We start from the raw sequence: 17,641 nt of genomic DNA, 5'->3' as shown, positions 1-17,641 counted from the left end.
CCCGATTCGGGTAGCGCTCAATTGTTAATAATAATTATTCTCATATAAGCAATGCTTTTGGTATGACGTGCCATCAGGAGGAAGAATGATTTCTGGCGCCCCCTCTCAGGATCCGCTGTTATCGGACAACGGCGAAGCGGCCGATTATCAACAATTACGCGAACTGTTAATACAGGAACTGAATGTAGCGCCGCAGCAGTTACAGGAAGAGAGCAATCTGATCCAGGCGGGCCTGGACTCCATAAGATTAATGAGATGGTTACACTGGTTTCGTAAAAAGGGCTACCGCCTCACCCTTCGCGAGCTGTATGCCGCCCCCACGTTGGCAGCATGGCGCCAGCTGATGCGCAGCCGTTCGGGTGAAAAACCGGATGATGCAAGCTCCCCGGCGGACGCGGCGTGGCCAGTCATGAGCGAGGGTACCCCCTTCCCGCTGACGCCGGTACAGCATGCCTATCTGACGGGCCGAATGCCCGGACAGACGCTGGGCGGCGTCGGTTGCCATCTGTATCAGGAGTTTGCCGGCCATGATCTGACGGCGCCAAAGCTGGAGCAGGCCATCACGATCTTACTGCAACGCCACCCGATGCTGCATATCGCCTTTCGCGCCGACGGGCAGCAGGTCTGGCTACCGCAGCCATACTGGAACGGCGTCACCGTTCATGATTTACGCCAGACCGACGAGGCAAGCCGCCAGGCCTATCTGGAAACATTGCGCCAGCGCCTGAGCCACCGTCTTTTACGCGTGGAAATGGGCGAAACCTTTGATTTCCAGTTGACGCTCTTGCCGGACAATCGCCACCGCCTCCATGTCAATATCGACCTGCTGATTATGGATGCTTCCAGCTTTACGCTGTTTTTCGATGAACTTAACGCCCTGCTGGCCGGAGAGTCGCTGCCGCCCGGCGACCCCCGCTATGATTTCCGCGCTTATCTGCTGCATCAGCAGAAGATCAATCAGCCGCTGCTCGACAAAGCGCGCGCGTACTGGCTGGCGAAAGCATCGATGCTGCCACCCGCGCCGGTTTTACCGCTAGCCTGCGAACCCGCCACGCTGCGTGAAGTCCGTAATACCCGACGCCGCATGATTGTCCCGACAACACGCTGGAACGCCTTTAGCCAACGGGCCGGTGAGAATGGCGTGACGCCGACAATGGCGCTGGCGACCTGTTTTGCTGCCGTTCTGGGGCGCTGGGGCGGCCTGACGCGGCTGCTGCTCAATATCACGTTATTTGACCGCCAGCCGCTGCACCCGGCGGTTGACGAAATGCTTGCCGACTTCACCAATATTCTTCTGCTGGATACCGCCTGCGATGGCGATACCGTCAGCAACCTGGCGCGTAAAAACCAGCTCACGTTTACTGAGGACTGGGATCATCGCCACTGGTCCGGCGTCGAGCTCCTTCGTGAACTCAAACGCCAGCAAAGCCATCCCCACGGCGCCCCGGTGGTATTTACCAGCAATCTGGGGCGCTCCCTGTACAGCAGCCGCGCCGAGTCGCCGCTGGGCGAACCAGAATGGGGCATCTCGCAGACGCCGCAGGTCTGGATAGATCATCTGGCGTTCGAGCATCGGGGCGAGGTCTGGCTACAATGGGATAGCAATGACGCGTTGTTCCCACCGGCGCTGGTCGAGACGTTGTTCAACGCCTACTGCCAGCTGATTAACCAACTCTGCGATGATGAAAGCGCCTGGAAGAAGTCGTTCGCGGACAGGATGCCCCAAAGCCAGCGGGAGATACGTCAACGGGTTAACGCAACCGACGCTCCCGTTCCTCAGGGCTTGCTGCATGAAGGTATTTTCCGCATCGCCCTCCGGCAACCGCAGGCGCTGGCGGTAACGGACGCACATTATCAGTGGAATTATCGTGAGCTGACCGAGAACGCGCGCCGCTGCGCTGGCAGGTTAATCGCGTGCGGGGTTCAGCCCGGCGACAATGTCGCTATTACAATGTCGAAAGGCGCGGGACAGCTGGTTGCGGTCCTCGCCGTTCTGCTGTCCGGGGCGGTGTACGTTCCGGTTTCGCTCGACCAGCCCGCCGCGCGGCGCGGGAAAATCTACGCCGACGCCAACGTCCGGCTGGTGCTCACCTGCCAGCACGACGCCAGCGCCTGGTCAGACGATATTTCCCACCTGACCTGGCAGCAGGCCATCGAGGCGGAGCCGCTAGCCGACCAGACGGCGCGCGCGCCGACGCAGCCGGCCTACATTATCTATACCTCCGGGTCGACCGGCACGCCGAAAGGCGTGGTCATTTCTCACCGTGCAGCGCTGAATACCTGCTGCGATATCAATACCCGTTACCAGGTGGGTCCCGGAGACAGAGTGCTGGCCCTCTCCGCCCTGCATTTTGATTTATCGGTTTACGACATTTTTGGCGTTCTGAGCGCCGGCGGCGCGCTGGTTATCGTTATGGAAAATCAACGGCGCGATCCCCGCGCATGGTGCGAATTGATCCAGCGTCATCAGGTTACGCTCTGGAACAGCGTCCCGGCGCTGTTCGATATGCTGTTGACCTGGTGTGAAGGTTTCGCCGACGCCGCGCCGGAGAAACTGCGGGCGGTCATGCTTTCCGGCGACTGGATCGGCCTCGATCTCCCTGCCCGCTATCACGCCTTCCGCCCCCAGGGACAGTTTATCGCCATGGGCGGCGCCACCGAGGCGTCTATCTGGTCTAACGCCTGTGAAATTAACCGGGTCCCTGACCACTGGCGCGCCATCCCTTATGGCTTTCCGCTGGCCAACCAACGTTACCGGGTGGTGGATGAACTGGGCCGGGACTGCCCGGACTGGGTACCGGGCGAATTGTGGATTGGCGGTATCGGGGTCGCGGAAGGCTACTTTAACGATCCTGTACGCAGCGAGCAGCAGTTTGTAACGCAATCGAACGCGCGCTGGTATCGCACCGGCGATCTCGGGTGCTACTGGCCAGACGGTACGTTAGAGTTCCTCGGTCGTCGCGATAAGCAGGTCAAAGTCGGGGGATATCGCATCGAGCTGGGTGAAATCGAAAGCGCGCTCAGCCAGCTGGCTGGAGTGAAACAGTCAACCGTTGTGGCGATCGGCGAAAAAGAAAAGACCCTGGCGGCCTGGGTTGTGCCTCAGGGTTCGGCTTTCTGTGTTACCCATCATCGGGACCCGGCGCTGCCCCAGGCGTGGCGCGGGCTTGCCGGAACGCTGCCCTGCTGTGTCTGCCCCCCGGAAATCTCCGCCGGCCAGGTCGCTGATTTTCTTCAGCATCGCCTGTTAAAACTGAAACCGGGTCAAACTCCTGGCGCCGATCCTCTTCCCCTGATGAATGCTCTCGCTATCCAGCCTCGCTGGCGGGCCGTGGTGAAACGCTGGTTAGCCTTTCTCGTGACCCAACAGCGGCTGCAGCCCGCCGCTGAGGGTTATCAGGTTTGTGCGGGGGAAGCGCCGGACAATGACCCTCCTTCTTTCAGCGGGCATGACCTCACCTTAACGCAGATCCTTCGCGGCGTTCGCCACGAACTGTCATTACTGAACGATGCGCGGTGGTCGCCGGAAAGTCTGGCTTTCGACCATCCGGCCAGCGCCCTGTATATCGAGGAACTGGCGACAATCTGTCAACAGCTTTCCCGGCGTTTACAGCGCCCGGTACGCCTGCTAGAGGTGGGTGTCCGCACCGCCCGCGCCGCAGAGTGCCTGCTAACCCGGCTCAGCGCTGACGAGATTGAGTATGTCGGGCTTGAGCACAGCCAGGAGCTGCTGCTGAGCGCCCGACAGCGGCTTGCACCGTGGTCTGACGCCCGTCTGGCCCTCTGGAGTGCAGACACGCTGGCGGCGCATGCTCATTCGGCGGACATTATCTGGCTGAATAACGCCCTGCATCGTCTGCTGCCGGAAGAGCCCGGGCTCCTCGCGGCATTACAGCAGCTGGCCGTTCCAGGCGCGCTGCTCTATGTGTTGGAGTTTCGTCAGTTAACGCCCTCCGCCCTGCTCAGCACGCTTCTGTTAACCGATGGTCAGCCCGAAGCCTTACTTCACAATAGCGCTGACTGGGGGGCGATATTTACCGCCGCCGCTTTCAACTGCCAGCACGGCGATGAAGTCGAGGGATTGCAGCGCTTCCTCGTACAATGCCCCGTTAGCCAGGTACACCGCGATCCTCGTCAGCTGCAGTCCGCTCTCGCCGAACGTCTGCCGGGGTGGATGGTACCGAAACGGATCTTCTTACTTGACGCCTTACCGCTGACGGCGAACGGCAAAATTGACTATCAGACGCTAAAGCGCTGTCATACCCCGGAAGCTGAAAACCGGACTGAAGCGGATTTACCCCTGGGCGATATTGAGAAGCAGGTTGCCGTCATCTGGCAGCCGCTCTTGTCGATGGGCGCCGTCAGCAGAGAAACCGACTTCTTCCAGCATGGCGGTGATAGCCTGCTAGCCACCAGGCTGATCGGACAGCTCCACCAGGCGGGTTATGAAGCACGATTAAGCGACCTGTTTAATCACCCCCGGCTGGCTGATTTTGCCGCCACGCTGCGTAAAACCGACCTCCCTGTTGAACAACCCTATGTCCACTCCCCTGAAGAACGCTACCGGCCTTTCGCGCTGACTGATGTGCAGCAGGCTTACCTGGTCGGGCGTCAGCCGGGCTTTGCCCTTGGCGGCGTAGGCTCACACTTCTTTGTTGAATTTGAAATTGCCGATCTGGATATTCACCGGCTGGAGAAGGTCTGGAACCGGTTAATCGCCCGCCACGATATGCTGCGCGCCGTGGTGCGGGATGGACAACAGCGGGTTCTCGAACAGACTCCCCCGTGGGTGATACCCGCGCACATCCTGCACAGCCCCGAAGAGGCGCTGCAGGTACGCGACAGACTGGCGCATCAGGTTCTCAACCCTGAAGTCTGGCCGGTATTCGATCTCCAGGTCGGGTTCGTCGACGGGATGCCCGCCCGCCTGTGGCTGTGTCTGGATAACCTGTTGCTTGACGGGTTGAGCATGCAGATCCTGTTGTCGGAACTGGAACACGGCTATCGCTATCCGCAGCAGCTGCCGCCGCCGCTTCCTGTTACCTTCAGGGATTATCTGCAGCAACCCGCGCTGCGGACGCCCAATCCCGACTCTCTGGCATGGTGGCAAACGCAGCTTGATGATATTCCTCCGGCGCCTGCGTTACCGCTACGCTGCTTGCCTCAGGACGTTGAGACGCCGCGCTTCGCACGGCTCAATGGGGCAATGGACAGCGCGCGCTGGCGTCGCCTGAAACAGCGGGCGGCTGACGCTCATCTCACCCCGTCGGCCGTACTGTTATCCGTGTGGTCAACGGTTCTTGCTGCATGGAGCGCAAAGCCCGATTTCACGCTTAACCTTACGCTTTTCGACAGACGACCGCTGCACCCGCAAATCAACCAGATCCTGGGCGACTTTACTTCGCTGATGCTGCTGAGCTGGCATCCCGGCGAGAGCTGGCTGCAAAGCGCGCGGTTATTACAGCAGCGACTAAGCGAGAGCCTCAACCACCGCGATGTGTCGGCAATACGCGTGATGCGGCAACTGGCGCGGCGGCAAAACGTACCGGCTGTCCCAATGCCCGTCGTCTTTACCAGCGCGCTGGGCTTTGAGCAGGATAACTTCCTTGCCCGGCGCAATCTACTCAAACCGGTGTGGGGTATATCCCAGACGCCGCAGGTCTGGCTCGATCACCAGGTTTATGAATCCGAAGGGGAACTGCGCTTTAACTGGGATTTTGTCGCCGCCCTGTTTCCTGACGGGCAGGTGGAGCGCCAGTTTGCACAGTATTGCGCGTTGCTTAACCGAATGGCGGAGGATGACAGCAGCTGGCAGCTGCCGCTCGCCGACCTGGTTCCCCCGCTTAAGGTCACGGAGCGACGCGCCCGCCGGCTGCGCCCTGAGCGCGCTCAGCCGCGGATCGCGGCGAACGAGAGCAGCGTCAGCCTGATTTGCGACGCCTTTCGCGAGGTGGTTGGCGAGCCTGTCGCACCCGCAGAGAACTTTTTTGAGGCGGGCGCCACGTCGCTGAATCTGGTACAGCTGCACGTCTTGTTACAACGTCACGAATTCGCCGCCCTGACGCTGCTTGACCTGTTCACTCACCCTTCTCCTGTCGCGCTGGCCAATTATCTCGCCGGCGTAGCCCTGGAGGAGAAAACCAAACGCGTGCGGCCGGTTCGCCGGCGTCAGCGGCGCATTTGACGCGAAACAAACTGACTTTTCCCGGACGCCATCGCCAACGCATGGCGCGCCACTGACTTTGTCAATTTTAGGAAACGGGACCGATTATGGATAACTTGCGCTTCTCTTCTGCGCCAACAGCAGATTCCATTGATGCATCGATCGCTCAACGCTACCCGGACTGCGAACCTGTCGCAGTCATCGGCTACGCCTGCCATTTTCCTGAAGCGCCGGATGGCGAAACCTTCTGGCGAAATCTGCTGGAAGGCCGCGAATGCAGCCGACGCTTTACGCGCGAAGCGCTTCTGGCCGCCGGGCTGGATACCGCCATTATTGACGATCCTTGTTACGTCAATATTGGAACGGTTTTAGACAACGCTGACTGCTTCGATGCCACCCTGTTTGGCTATTCGCGGCAGGAAGCGGAGTCGATAGATCCCCAGCAGCGCCTGTTTTTACAGGCGGTCTGGCATGCGCTGGAGCATGCAGGTTACGCCCCGGGCGCCGTCCCCCATAAGACCGGCGTTTTCGCCTCTTCGCGGATGAGCACCTATCCCGGCCGCGAAGCCCTGAACGTGACAGAGGTCGCACAGGTCAAAGGCCTGCAGTCTCTGATGGGCAATGACAAGGACTATATAGCCACCCGCGCGGCCTACAAACTCAATCTGCACGGCCCGGCGTTATCGGTACAGACCGCCTGCTCCAGTTCGCTGGTTGCGGTCCATCTGGCCTGCGAAAGCCTGCGCGCAGGCGAATCCGATATGGCGGTAGCCGGCGGAGTGGCGCTTTCCTTCCCCCAACAGGCGGGTTACCGCTACCAGCCCGGGATGATTTTCTCTCCCGACGGCCACTGTCGCCCTTTTGACGCCTCGGCAGAGGGCACCTGGGCCGGCAACGGTCTCGGCTGCGTGGTGCTGCGTCGCCTGAAGGACGCGCTGCTGTCAGGCGATCCGATTATCGCGGTGATCCTCTCCAGCGCGGTCAACAACGACGGAAACAGAAAAGTGGGTTATACCGCGCCGTCGGTGGCAGGACAGCAAGCGGTCATCGAAGAGGCGTTAATGCTGGCGGCCATCGACGACAGGCAGATCGGCTACATTGAAACCCACGGTACCGGCACGCCGCTGGGAGACGCGATTGAAATAGAAGCCCTGCGCAACGTCTACGCTCCCCGCCCGCCGCAACAGCGCTGCGCGCTGGGTTCCGTGAAGAGCAACGTTGGTCACCTGGATACCGCGGCGGGCATTGCCGGACTGCTGAAAACCGTTCTGGCGGTCAGTCGCGGAAAAATTCCGCCAATGCTGAATTTTCACACGCCAAACCCGGCGCTTAAGCTCGAGGAAAGCCCCTTTACCGTGCCGGTGACGGCGCAGGAGTGGCAGGACGAAGTGCGCTACGCGGGCGTCTCCTCCTTCGGTATTGGCGGCACCAACTGCCATATGATCGTCGCTTCGCTGCCCGACGAACTCAACATAAGCTACCCCGCCGCGGATGACGGCAGCAAGAGTTCCGCGCTGTTGCTCAGCGCCGCCAGCGACACCGCGTTGCGGCAGCTGGCAGCGGACTATGCCGCGGCGCTGAGGGAAAACGCGGATGCCAACAATCTGGCCTTCACGGCGTTACGCGCGCGCCGTCTCGATCTTCCCTTCCGCCTGGCGGCGCCATTAAATCATGACACCGCCGCCGCGCTCAGCGCCTGGGCTGGCGCGAAATCGACTTCGCCGGTCTATAGCGGCCACGGCGCCAGCGGCAAACAGGTGTGGCTGTTTACCGGGCAGGGTTCGCACTGGCGCACTATGGGCCAGTCTCTGTACCAGCACTCAACGGCGTTTGCCGATACGCTGGAGCGCTGTTTTGCCGCCTGTCGCGACATGCTCACGCCTTCGCTACGGGAAGCGATGTTTAATCCCGATTCAGCGCAGCTTGACAATATGGCCTGGGCCCAGCCGGCGATTGTCGCGTTCGAAATCGCGATGGCGGCCCACTGGCGCGCTGAAGGACTGAAGGCCGACTTCGCCATGGGTCACTCCGTCGGCGAATTTGCCGCTGCCGTTGTCTGCGGACACTATACCATTGAGCAGGTCATGCCGCTGGTATGTCGGCGCGGCGCGCTGATGCAGCTGTGCGCAAGCGGCGCGATGGTGGCGGTATTTGCGCAAGAAGAGGCGCTGATGCCGTTGGCCCGTCAGTTCGAGCTGGATCTCGCCGCCAACAATGGCACCCGGCATACGGTCTTTTCCGGGCCGGAAGCCCGTATCGCGGAGTTTTGCGCCGTGCTTTCGCAACACGAGATCGACTATCGTCGCCTGAGCGTAACCGGCGCGGCGCACTCCGCTTTACTTGAACCAATACTCGATCGCTTCCAGGAGGCCTGCGCGGGTCTGCTCGCCGAGCCGGGGCAAATACCGCTGATTTCCACGCTTACCGCCGAACTCATTGACGAGGCGACGCTCAACCAGGCGGATTACTGGCGCCGCCATATGCGCCAGCCGGTACGTTTTATTCAGAGTATTCGGGCGGCGCGCAAGCTCGGTGCCCGCGTTTTTGTTGAAATGGGGCCCGACGCCCAGCTGATTGCCTCCGGACAGCGCGAATACCGCGATGACGCTTACTGGATAGCCAGCGCCCGGCGTAAACAGGAGGCGAGCGCTGTCCTGAATCAGGCGCTTCTCCAGCTATACGCGGCCGGCGTCACCTTACCGTGGGCCGATCTTCTGGCAGGCGATGGGCAACGTATCTCCGCGCCATGCTATCCGTTTGCGACCGAGCGTTACTGGAAAGAACGCGCCACCTCCGCCTGCGAGCCTGCCGATGCTGTGCTTGCCGCTGGATTAGAGGTGGCCAACAGCGCCGCGACAGCGCTCGAACTCCCCCGTCTGGAGGCGCTTAAACAGTGCGCCACGCGACTGCACGCCATCTATGTCGATCGGCTGGTACAACGCTGTACGGGCGATGCGATAGATAACGGCGTGGACGCCATCACCATTATGCGGCATGGACGACTGATGCCCCGCTACCAGCAGCTGCTTCAGCGCCTGCTAAATAACTGCGTGGTCGACGGCGACTACCGCTGTGCTGAGGGGCGCTACTACCGCGCCCGCCCCATTGAACATCAGCAGCGGGAAATTCTGCTGACGGAACTCGCCGATTATTGTGAAGGTTATCAGGCTATCCCCGATACCATCGCCCGTGCCGGCGATCGGTTATACGACATGATGAGCGGCGCGGAAGAGCCGGTGGCGATTATCTTCCCGCAAGGCGCTTCCGACGGCGTAGAGGTGCTATATCAGGAATTCAGCTTTGGCCGCTATTTCAACCAGATTGCCGCCGGGGTACTACGGGGTATCGTCCAGGCGCGTCAGCCCCATCAGCCGCTGCGCATTCTTGAAGTCGGCGGCGGAACCGGCGGCACCACCGCATGGCTGCTGCCTGAACTCAAAGACGTACCGGCGCTGGAGTACCACTTCACCGATATCTCCGCACTGTTCACCCGCCGCGCGCAGCAGAAATTCGCCGACTATGACTTTGTGCATTACGACGAGCTGGATCTCGAACAAGAGGCGCAGTCTCAGGGCTTTGCGGCGCAGTCTTACGATCTTATCGTCGCGGCTAACGTGATCCATGCCACGCGCCATATCGGTCGAACCCTCGATAATCTGCGTCCCTTGCTCAAGCCGGGTGGGCGCCTGCTGATGCGCGAAATCACCCAGCCAATGCGTCTGTTTGATTTCGTTTTCGGCCCGCTGGTCCTCCCGCTACAGGATATCGACGCCCGCGAAGGCGAGCTCTTCCTCACCCCCCATCAGTGGCAGCAGCAGTGCCGCCGCGCCGGATTCTGCAAAATAGCGTGGCTACCGCAGGACGACAGCCCGACCGCCGGTATGAGCGAACATATCATTCTCGCCACCCTGCCCGGCCAGGAGATGTCCACGTCATCAGAATCCGCGCTGGAACAGACGTTGCCGGATAACCCTGATTATCTCGCCGACTGGTCCGATTGCGCAGGTCAGCCGGAACGGTTTACCGCCCGCTGGCAGGAGGCCTGGCGGCGCCTCTCCGCGCGGCACGGCGACGATTCCCCCGTGAAACCGCCCCTCGTTACCGCCCCGCAATGGCTGGGGGAGGTGCGCTTAAGCTGGCGAAACGCAGCCTTTTCCCGCGGCGAGATGCGCGTGGAAGCCCGTCATCCAGACGGCAAGTGGCTGCCGCTGGCGCCCGACGCGCCTCTTCCTGCGCCGCAGACGCATTATCATTGGCGCTGGAGGCCCCTCAGCATCGACAGTAATAGCCGCCCGCTGGTATTCCGCTTCAGCGCCGGTACCCTTGCCTACGAAGAGGCGCTGGCGCAATACGGCATTCTTCACGATCCGCAGGCCCCTTCTGTTCTGATGATTGTCGACGAGAGCGAGGAGACGCTGGCGTTAGCGACACAGGTGAAAGAGGCGCTCACCGCCAGCCCAGGCGGCTTGATTGTCGTCACCCGCCGCGCGTGGCGAATCGAGGAAAACGAGGCGATATCAGCGGCCCATCACGCGCTGTGGGCTATGCTTCGCGTCGTGGCCAACGAACAGCCGGAACGGTTAATCGCCGCTATCGATATGGCTGAAAACGCCTCGTGGGAAACGCTGCGTCAAGGATTAAGCGCTGTTTCATTGTCACAACGCTGGCTTGCAGCCCGGGATAACGGCTTCTGGCTCCCTTCGCTGGCGCCCAATGCGGGATGCGCCGCCGAATTACCGGCGAAGGTGTTTGCCGGCGATAACCGCTGGCATATGGTGACCGGGGCGTTTGGCGGACTGGGCCGCCTTGCCGTGAACTGGCTCAGAGAAAAAGGGGCGCGCCGCATCGCGCTACTGGCGCCGCGCGTGGATGCGTCATGGCCAGGCGACACAGCGGACGTGGAGATTCGCGTCTGCCGTTGTGATGTGGGTGATGCCGGAGAGCTGGCCCGCGTTCTTGATGAGCTGGCGACCAGCGGCGGCATTGCCGGAGCGATTCATACCGCTGGCGTATTGGCTGATGGGCCCTTGCAGGAACTCGATGACCACCAGCTGGCCGCCGTTTTCGCGGTCAAAGCGCAGGCGGCAAGCCAGCTATTACAAACGCTGGGCAACCACGACGCCCGTTATCTGATTCTCTATTCGTCCGCTGCCGCCGCCCTCGGCGCGCCAGGCCAGAGCGCCCATGCGCTGGCCTGCGGGTATCTTGACGGGCTCGCCCGGCAGTTCTCCTCCCTTGATACGCCGAAAGTGCTCTCCATCGCCTGGGGCGCATGGGGAGAAAGCGGCCGGGCGGCTACGACGGAGATGCTGACGACCCTTGCCGATCGTGGCATGGGCGCGTTAAGCGATGGCGAGGGGCGCTGGCACCTTGAACAAGCGGTGATGCGCGGTGCCGCCTGGCGACTGGCCATGCGCGTTTTCACCGACAAAATGCCCCCGCTGCAGCAGGCTCTGTTTAACGCCGCAGCAACAGAACACGCCGCGATTCCGGCCGCGACTCCCGCTGATAACCATGCTTTTCACGGTAGCATCAGCGATAAAGCGGCGGTGATGACATGGCTGAAAAATCGCATTGCGGTGCAGCTAAGACTGAACGATCCTGCTTCGCTGAACGCAGATCAGGATCTGTTACAGCTGGGAATGGACTCGCTGCTCTTTCTTGAACTCAGCAGCGATATTCAACATGACCTGGGTGTACGCATCAACGCGGAACGGGCGTGGCAGGATCTCTCGCCGCACGGGCTCACACAGCTTATCTGTTCTCAGGCAGAGACGGCGACTGCCGTATCGCCGCCGGAAGCGTTGCAGCACGATGCCGCTGAGCGTTACGCGCCCTTCCCGTTGACGCCGATTCAGCATGCCTACTGGTTGGGCAGAACCCATCTTATAGGCTATGGCGGCGTTGCCTGTCACGTGCTGTTTGAATGGGATAAACGCCACGATGAGTTCGATCTCGCCGTACTGGAGAAAGCATGGAACCAGCTCATTGCCCGCCACGATATGCTGCGGATGGTGGTGGATGCAGATGGACAACAGCGCGTTCTGGCGACAACCCCGACGTATCGTATCCCGCGCGACGATCTGCGCGCGCTTTCCCCGCAAGAGCAGTGCCAGGCGCTGGAAAAACGGCGCCATGAACTGAGCTATCGCGTTTTACCTGCCGACCAGTGGCCGCTCTTTGAGCTGGTGGTCAGCGAAATCGACGATTGCCGCTACCGCCTGCACATGAACCTCGATCTTCTGCAGTTCGATGTGCAGAGCTTTAAAGTCATGATGGACGATTTGGCCCAGGTATGGCGCGGAGAAACGCTGCCGCCGCTCGATATCACCTTCCGCGATTACGTGATGGCTGAACAGGCGCGCCGGCAAACAACAGCATGGCACGATGCCTGGGATTACTGGCAGGAAAAACTGCCGCAACTGCCTTCAGCGCCGGAACTGCCGGTGGTGGAGACACCGCCGGAAACCCCGCACTTCACCACGTTCACTTCGACGCTTGATAGACAAGAGTGGCAGGCGGCGAAACAACGCTGGCAGCAGCAGGGCCTCACCCCCTCCGCCGCGCTGCTCACGCTGTTTGCCGCCACCCTTGAGCGCTGGAGCCGTACCACGGCATTTACGCTGAACCTGACGTTCTTCAATCGCCAGCCGATCCACCCGCAAATCAATCAGTTGATCGGGGATTTTACCTCCGTCACGCTGGTTGATTTTAACTTCTCAACGCCGCTAACGCTGCAGGAGCAGATGCAACGGACCCAGCAGCGTCTCTGGCAAAACATGGCGCACAGCGAAGTGAACGGCGTTGAGGCGATCCGCGAGCTGGGGCGCCAGCGCGGATCCCAGCGTCAACCGCTGATGCCGGTGGTGTTTACCAGCATGCTGGGGATGACGCTGGAAGGAATGGCTATCGACCGGGCAATGAGTCATCTGTTCGGCGAACCCTGCTATGTCTTTACGCAAACGCCGCAGGTCTGGCTGGATCATCAGGTGATGGAGAGCGATGGCGCGTTGACGTTTAGCTGGTACTGCATGGATAACGTGCTGGAACCGGGCGCGGCTGAAGCGATGTTTAATGACTACTGCGCCATCCTGCAGGCCGCCATTGCCACCCCTGAAGGCCTGAAGACCATGGACAGCGGCATTGCCGAACACATTCCCCGCCGCCGCTGGCCGCTGAACGCGCAGGCAGACTACGATCTGCGGGATATTGAGCAAGCGGCGCAGGAATACCCCGGCATCCAACAGGCCAGAGCGGAATTAAGCGAAAATGGCGCGTTAACCCTGGATATCGTTATGACCGAGGATCCACCGCCCTCAGCGCCGTTACATGATGAGCACGATCTCGCCTCACTGGCGCTGCCGTTGCCTGAACAGACGCAACTTGACGAGCTGGAAGCGACCTGGCGCTGGCTGGAGGCGCGTGCGCTGCAGGGGATTGCCGCAACGCTATATCGCCACCGTCTGTTCACCACCCCGGAGGTTGCCCACCCATTTGGCGAAATAGTACAGGCGCTGGGCGCGCAAGCGTCACACCGGCGCCTGCTACGCCAGTGGCTGCAGTGTCTGGCGGAAAGAGAATGGTTAGTGCGCGAGGGGGATAGCTGGCGCTGCCGCATTCCGCTCAGCGAAATTCCCGAACCTCACGAAGCTTGCCCGCAAACCCACTGGAGCCAGGCGCTGGCGCAGTATCTTGTCGCCTGCATCGCCCGGCACGACGACCTCTTCTCCGGGCAGTGTTCGCCGCTGGAACTGCTGTTCAACGAGTCGTTGCGCGTAACCGACGCGCTGTATCGCGAAAACCCCGCCAGCGCTTGTCTGAATCGCTATACCGCGCAGATTGCCGCCCTTTGCGGCGCAGAACGGATCCTCGAGGTGGGCGCCGGAACCGCAGCCACCGCGGAACCGGTGCTGAAGGCCACGCGAAACGCGCGGCTGTCATACCACTTCACGGATGTCTCCGCGCAGTTCCTCAACGACGCCCGAACCCGTTTCCACGATGAATCGCGAGTGTCTTACGCCTTATTCGATATCAACCAGCCGCTGGATTTTACCGCCCACCCCGAGGCGGGTTACGACCTGATTATTGCCGTCAACGTGCTTCACGACGCCAGCCATGTCGTACAGTCGTTGCGCCGATTAAAGCGGTTGCTGAAAGCCGGCGGACGTCTGCTGATCGTTGAAGCGACGGAACGAAACAGCGTATTCCAGCTGGCGAGCGTCGGCTTTATCGAAGGGTTAAGCGGATACCGCGATTTCCGCCGCCGGGATGAAAAACCTATGCTCACCCGTTCGGCGTGGCAGGAAGTGCTTGTGCAGGCCGGTTTTGCCAACGAACTGGCCTGGCCGCCGCAGGAATCGTCGCCGCTGCGCCAGCATCTGCTGGTCGCACGTTCGCCTGGGGTGAATCGCCCGGATAAAGCAGCCGTGAGCCGCTATCTGCAGCAGCGTTTTGGCGCCACCCTGCCCGCGTTGCAGATCCGGCAGCGAGAAACGTTATTTACTCCGCTATCGGCCCCGCCTGACGCACAGATTGCGCCAGCCGAATCGACACCGAGCTCCGGGGGAGATCCGGCGCTGGAAAAACAGGTCGCTGAACTCTGGCAAACGCTGCTGTCTCGCCCCGTGGCCAGACATCACGACTTTTTCGCGCTGGGCGGCGATAGCCTGATGGCGACAAGGATGGTCGCGCAGTTGAACCGCAGAGGGATTGCCAGCGCCAGCCTTCAGGATCTGTTCACCCATTCAACGCTCAGCGACTTCTGCACCCATCTGCAGGCCTGTTCGTCGGCAGAGGAGAATCCTGTGCCCATTTGCCAGGGCGGTGGCGACGAAACGTTGTTTGTTTTCCATGCTTCAGACGGAGATATCAGCGCCTGGCTGCCGCTCGCCAGCGCGCTGAATATGCCCGTTTTTGGCCTGCAGGCAAAATCGCCGCAGCGTTTTGCCACGCTTGATCGGATGATCGATGAGTATGTCGCGAGTATCCGCCGCCAGCAGCCGCACGGCCCTTATGTTCTGGCGGGCTGGTCGTATGGCGCTTTTCTTGCGGCGGGCGCCGCGCAGCGCCTGGATGCCAAAGGCGAGCAGGTACGGCTGGCGTTAATCGATCCCGTGTGTCGACAGGATTTTCGTTGCGCAAACCGGACGGCCCTGCTGCGGCTGTTAGCCGAAGGCGATACGCCGCTGGCGCTGCCGGAACATTTCGATCGGCTGACGCCCGACCGCCAGCTTACCGATTTTATCGACCTTGCCAGAACGGCGGGAATGATGGCGCAAAACCTGACGCTACAGGCGGCGGAAGCGTGGATCGACAACATCGCGCATCTGCTGCGCTTACTGACCGAGCATACGCCGGACGAAACCGTTCCGCTCCCCTGTCTCATCGTGCATGCCGCGATGAGACCCGCGCGCTGGACGCCAGCGGAAACCGAATGGCAAACCTGGATAGACCGCGCCGACAGCTATGCGATTAAAGCCAGCCATTGGCAAATCATGCTGGATCCCCCCCACGTTCAGACCTGTGCGCAGTATATCAAGCGCTGGCTCGGCGCAACCTCAACGCAACCGGAGAACACGTTATGATGCCGTCCGCCGCCCCTAAGCAACGCGTACTGATTGTGGGCGCTAAATTTGGCGAAATGTACCTCAACGCCTTTATGCAGCCCCAGGAGGGGCTGGAACTGGTTGGTCTTCTGTCCCAGGGAAGCGCGCGATCGAGAGAGCTGGCCTGTGCGTTTGGAATCCCGCTGTATACCTCGCCGGAACAGATCGCCGAGATGCCGGATATCGCCTGTATCGTCGTGCGCTCAACCGTCGCCGGCGGGAGCGGAACCCAGCTTGCCCGGCACTTTTTGACCCGCGGCGTGCACGTGATTCAGGAGCATCCCCTCCACCCGGATGACGTCCGTTCTTTACAAGCGCTGGCGCAGGAACGGGGCCGCTGCTATTGGGTCAACACGTTTTATCCGCACGCGCGTGCGGGTCGCGCCTGGCTCGGGGATGCGCAGCGGTTACGTCGCAGCCTGGATCAGGCGCCGTCGGTTGCTCACGCTACCACCAGCCGACAGTTGCTCTACTCCACGCTGGATTTGTTGTTGCTGGCGCTAGAGGTTGATGCCGCCAGCGTGGCGTGCGAAGTGGTCGGTAGCTTTAGCGACTTTCACTGTCTGAGACTTTTCTGGCCGGCGGGAGAAGCCTGTCTGCTACTTCAGCGCTATCTCGATCCTGACGATCCTGATATGCACAGCCTGATTATGCACCGTTTGCTGCTGGGCTGGCCGGAAGGTCATCTTTCGCTGGAGGCAAGCTACGGCCCCGTGGTCTGGTCATCCAGCCTGTTTGTCGCAGAACATCAGGCGAATGTTCGTAGTCTCTACCGCAGGCCGGAGATCCTGCGCGACCCGCCGGGTCAGACGCGCAGCGCGGCTCCCCTGAGCTGGCGTGATTGCTGTGAAACCGCCGGACCGGAGGGGGTCGGCAGGTTGCTACAGCAGCTGCGCTGCCATCTGGCGGGTGGAAATCTGCCGGCGGCCTGCCACTCCGCTCATCAGCTCGCGTTATCACAGTTATGGCAGCAGATTTTACGTAAGACCGGCCATGCGGAGATCCGACATCTGACGCCGCCGCGTCACGACCGGTTACCGGCTTTCTACCGCCACGATGAGGAGTCCCGGTGATGCAATCTGCCATGTGTATACCGTTATGGCCCGCCCGCAACGCCAGTACGGCGCATCTGGTGATGTGCCCCTTCGCGGGCGGCAGCAGTAGCGCGTTTCGCCGCTGGCGAGACCACCCCATGGCGGAGATCGCGCTTTCCCTGGTGACCTGGCCGGGGCGCGATCGCCTGCGCCATCTGGCGCCGCTCAGCAGCATTACGCAACTGGCGTCGCTGCTGGCGGACGAACTGGAAGAGAGCGTATCGCCTGACGCCCCGCTTTTACTTGCCGGGCACAGCATGGGCGCACAGGTGGCGTTTGAAACCTGCCGGCTTCTGGAACAACGGGGGCTTCCCCCACAAGGGCTGATTATTTCCGGCTGCCATGCCCCTCATCTGCATTCCCGGCGCAGGCTCAGCGACCGCGATGATGCCGACTTTATCGCTGAAATGATCGATATCGGCGGATGTTCGCCTGAACTACAGGAAAACAAGGAGCTACTGTCGCTATTTCTTCCTCTTCTGCGCGCTGATTTTTACGCTACTGAGCACTATCACTACGACTCGCTCGACGATTTTCCGCCGCTGCGCACGCCTGCGCTGCTCGTGTGCGGCAGCCGCGATCGTGAAGCCTCCCGGCCGGAGATGGAGGCCTGGCGTCCGTGGCTGAACCATATCGCGGGCGAGGTGGTGATTGACGGCGACCATTTTTATCTGCTGCAACAATCCAGGGCCTTTTTTACGCAGATTACTCACCATTTTCCCCACGTATTTTCTGCGACGACCGCTTTGCAAAATCGGTCCTGCACTTCAGAAAGGTGA

The 17,641-nt window shown here is 61.0% G+C and carries 4 protein-coding genes; all 4 read left to right on the top strand.

Annotated elements, in window-relative coordinates; genetic code table 11:
- Nucleotides 1-85 precede the first annotated feature (85 nt).
- Nucleotides 86-6,184, top strand: coding sequence for a non-ribosomal peptide synthetase (locus ACESQ2_RS08915; RefSeq protein WP_046877588.1), 6,099 nt, complete (start codon nucleotides 86-88; stop codon nucleotides 6,182-6,184).
- A gap of 86 nt (nucleotides 6,185-6,270) precedes the next feature.
- Nucleotides 6,271-15,747, top strand: a complete 9,477-nt coding sequence (irp1, locus tag ACESQ2_RS08910; RefSeq protein WP_373170310.1) for a yersiniabactin polyketide synthase HMWP1 — start codon at nucleotides 6,271-6,273, stop codon at nucleotides 15,745-15,747.
- Nucleotides 15,744-16,841: a Gfo/Idh/MocA family oxidoreductase gene (locus ACESQ2_RS08905; RefSeq protein WP_373170309.1), complete on the top strand. Its 1,098-nt coding sequence runs from the start codon at nucleotides 15,744-15,746 to the stop codon at nucleotides 16,839-16,841. The genes irp1 and ACESQ2_RS08905 overlap by 4 nt, the downstream gene beginning before the upstream one ends.
- Complete coding sequence (locus ACESQ2_RS08900) at nucleotides 16,838-17,641, top strand: thioesterase II family protein (protein ID WP_049070586.1); 804 nt, start codon at nucleotides 16,838-16,840, stop codon at nucleotides 17,639-17,641. Before ACESQ2_RS08905 ends, ACESQ2_RS08900 begins: the two co-directional genes overlap by 4 nt.

This window comes from Klebsiella sp. Q11 (assembly GCF_964241505.1).
Lineage (GTDB): Bacteria > Pseudomonadota > Gammaproteobacteria > Enterobacterales > Enterobacteriaceae > Klebsiella > Klebsiella michiganensis.
This window is presented reverse-complemented; position numbering and strand designations above follow the sequence as displayed.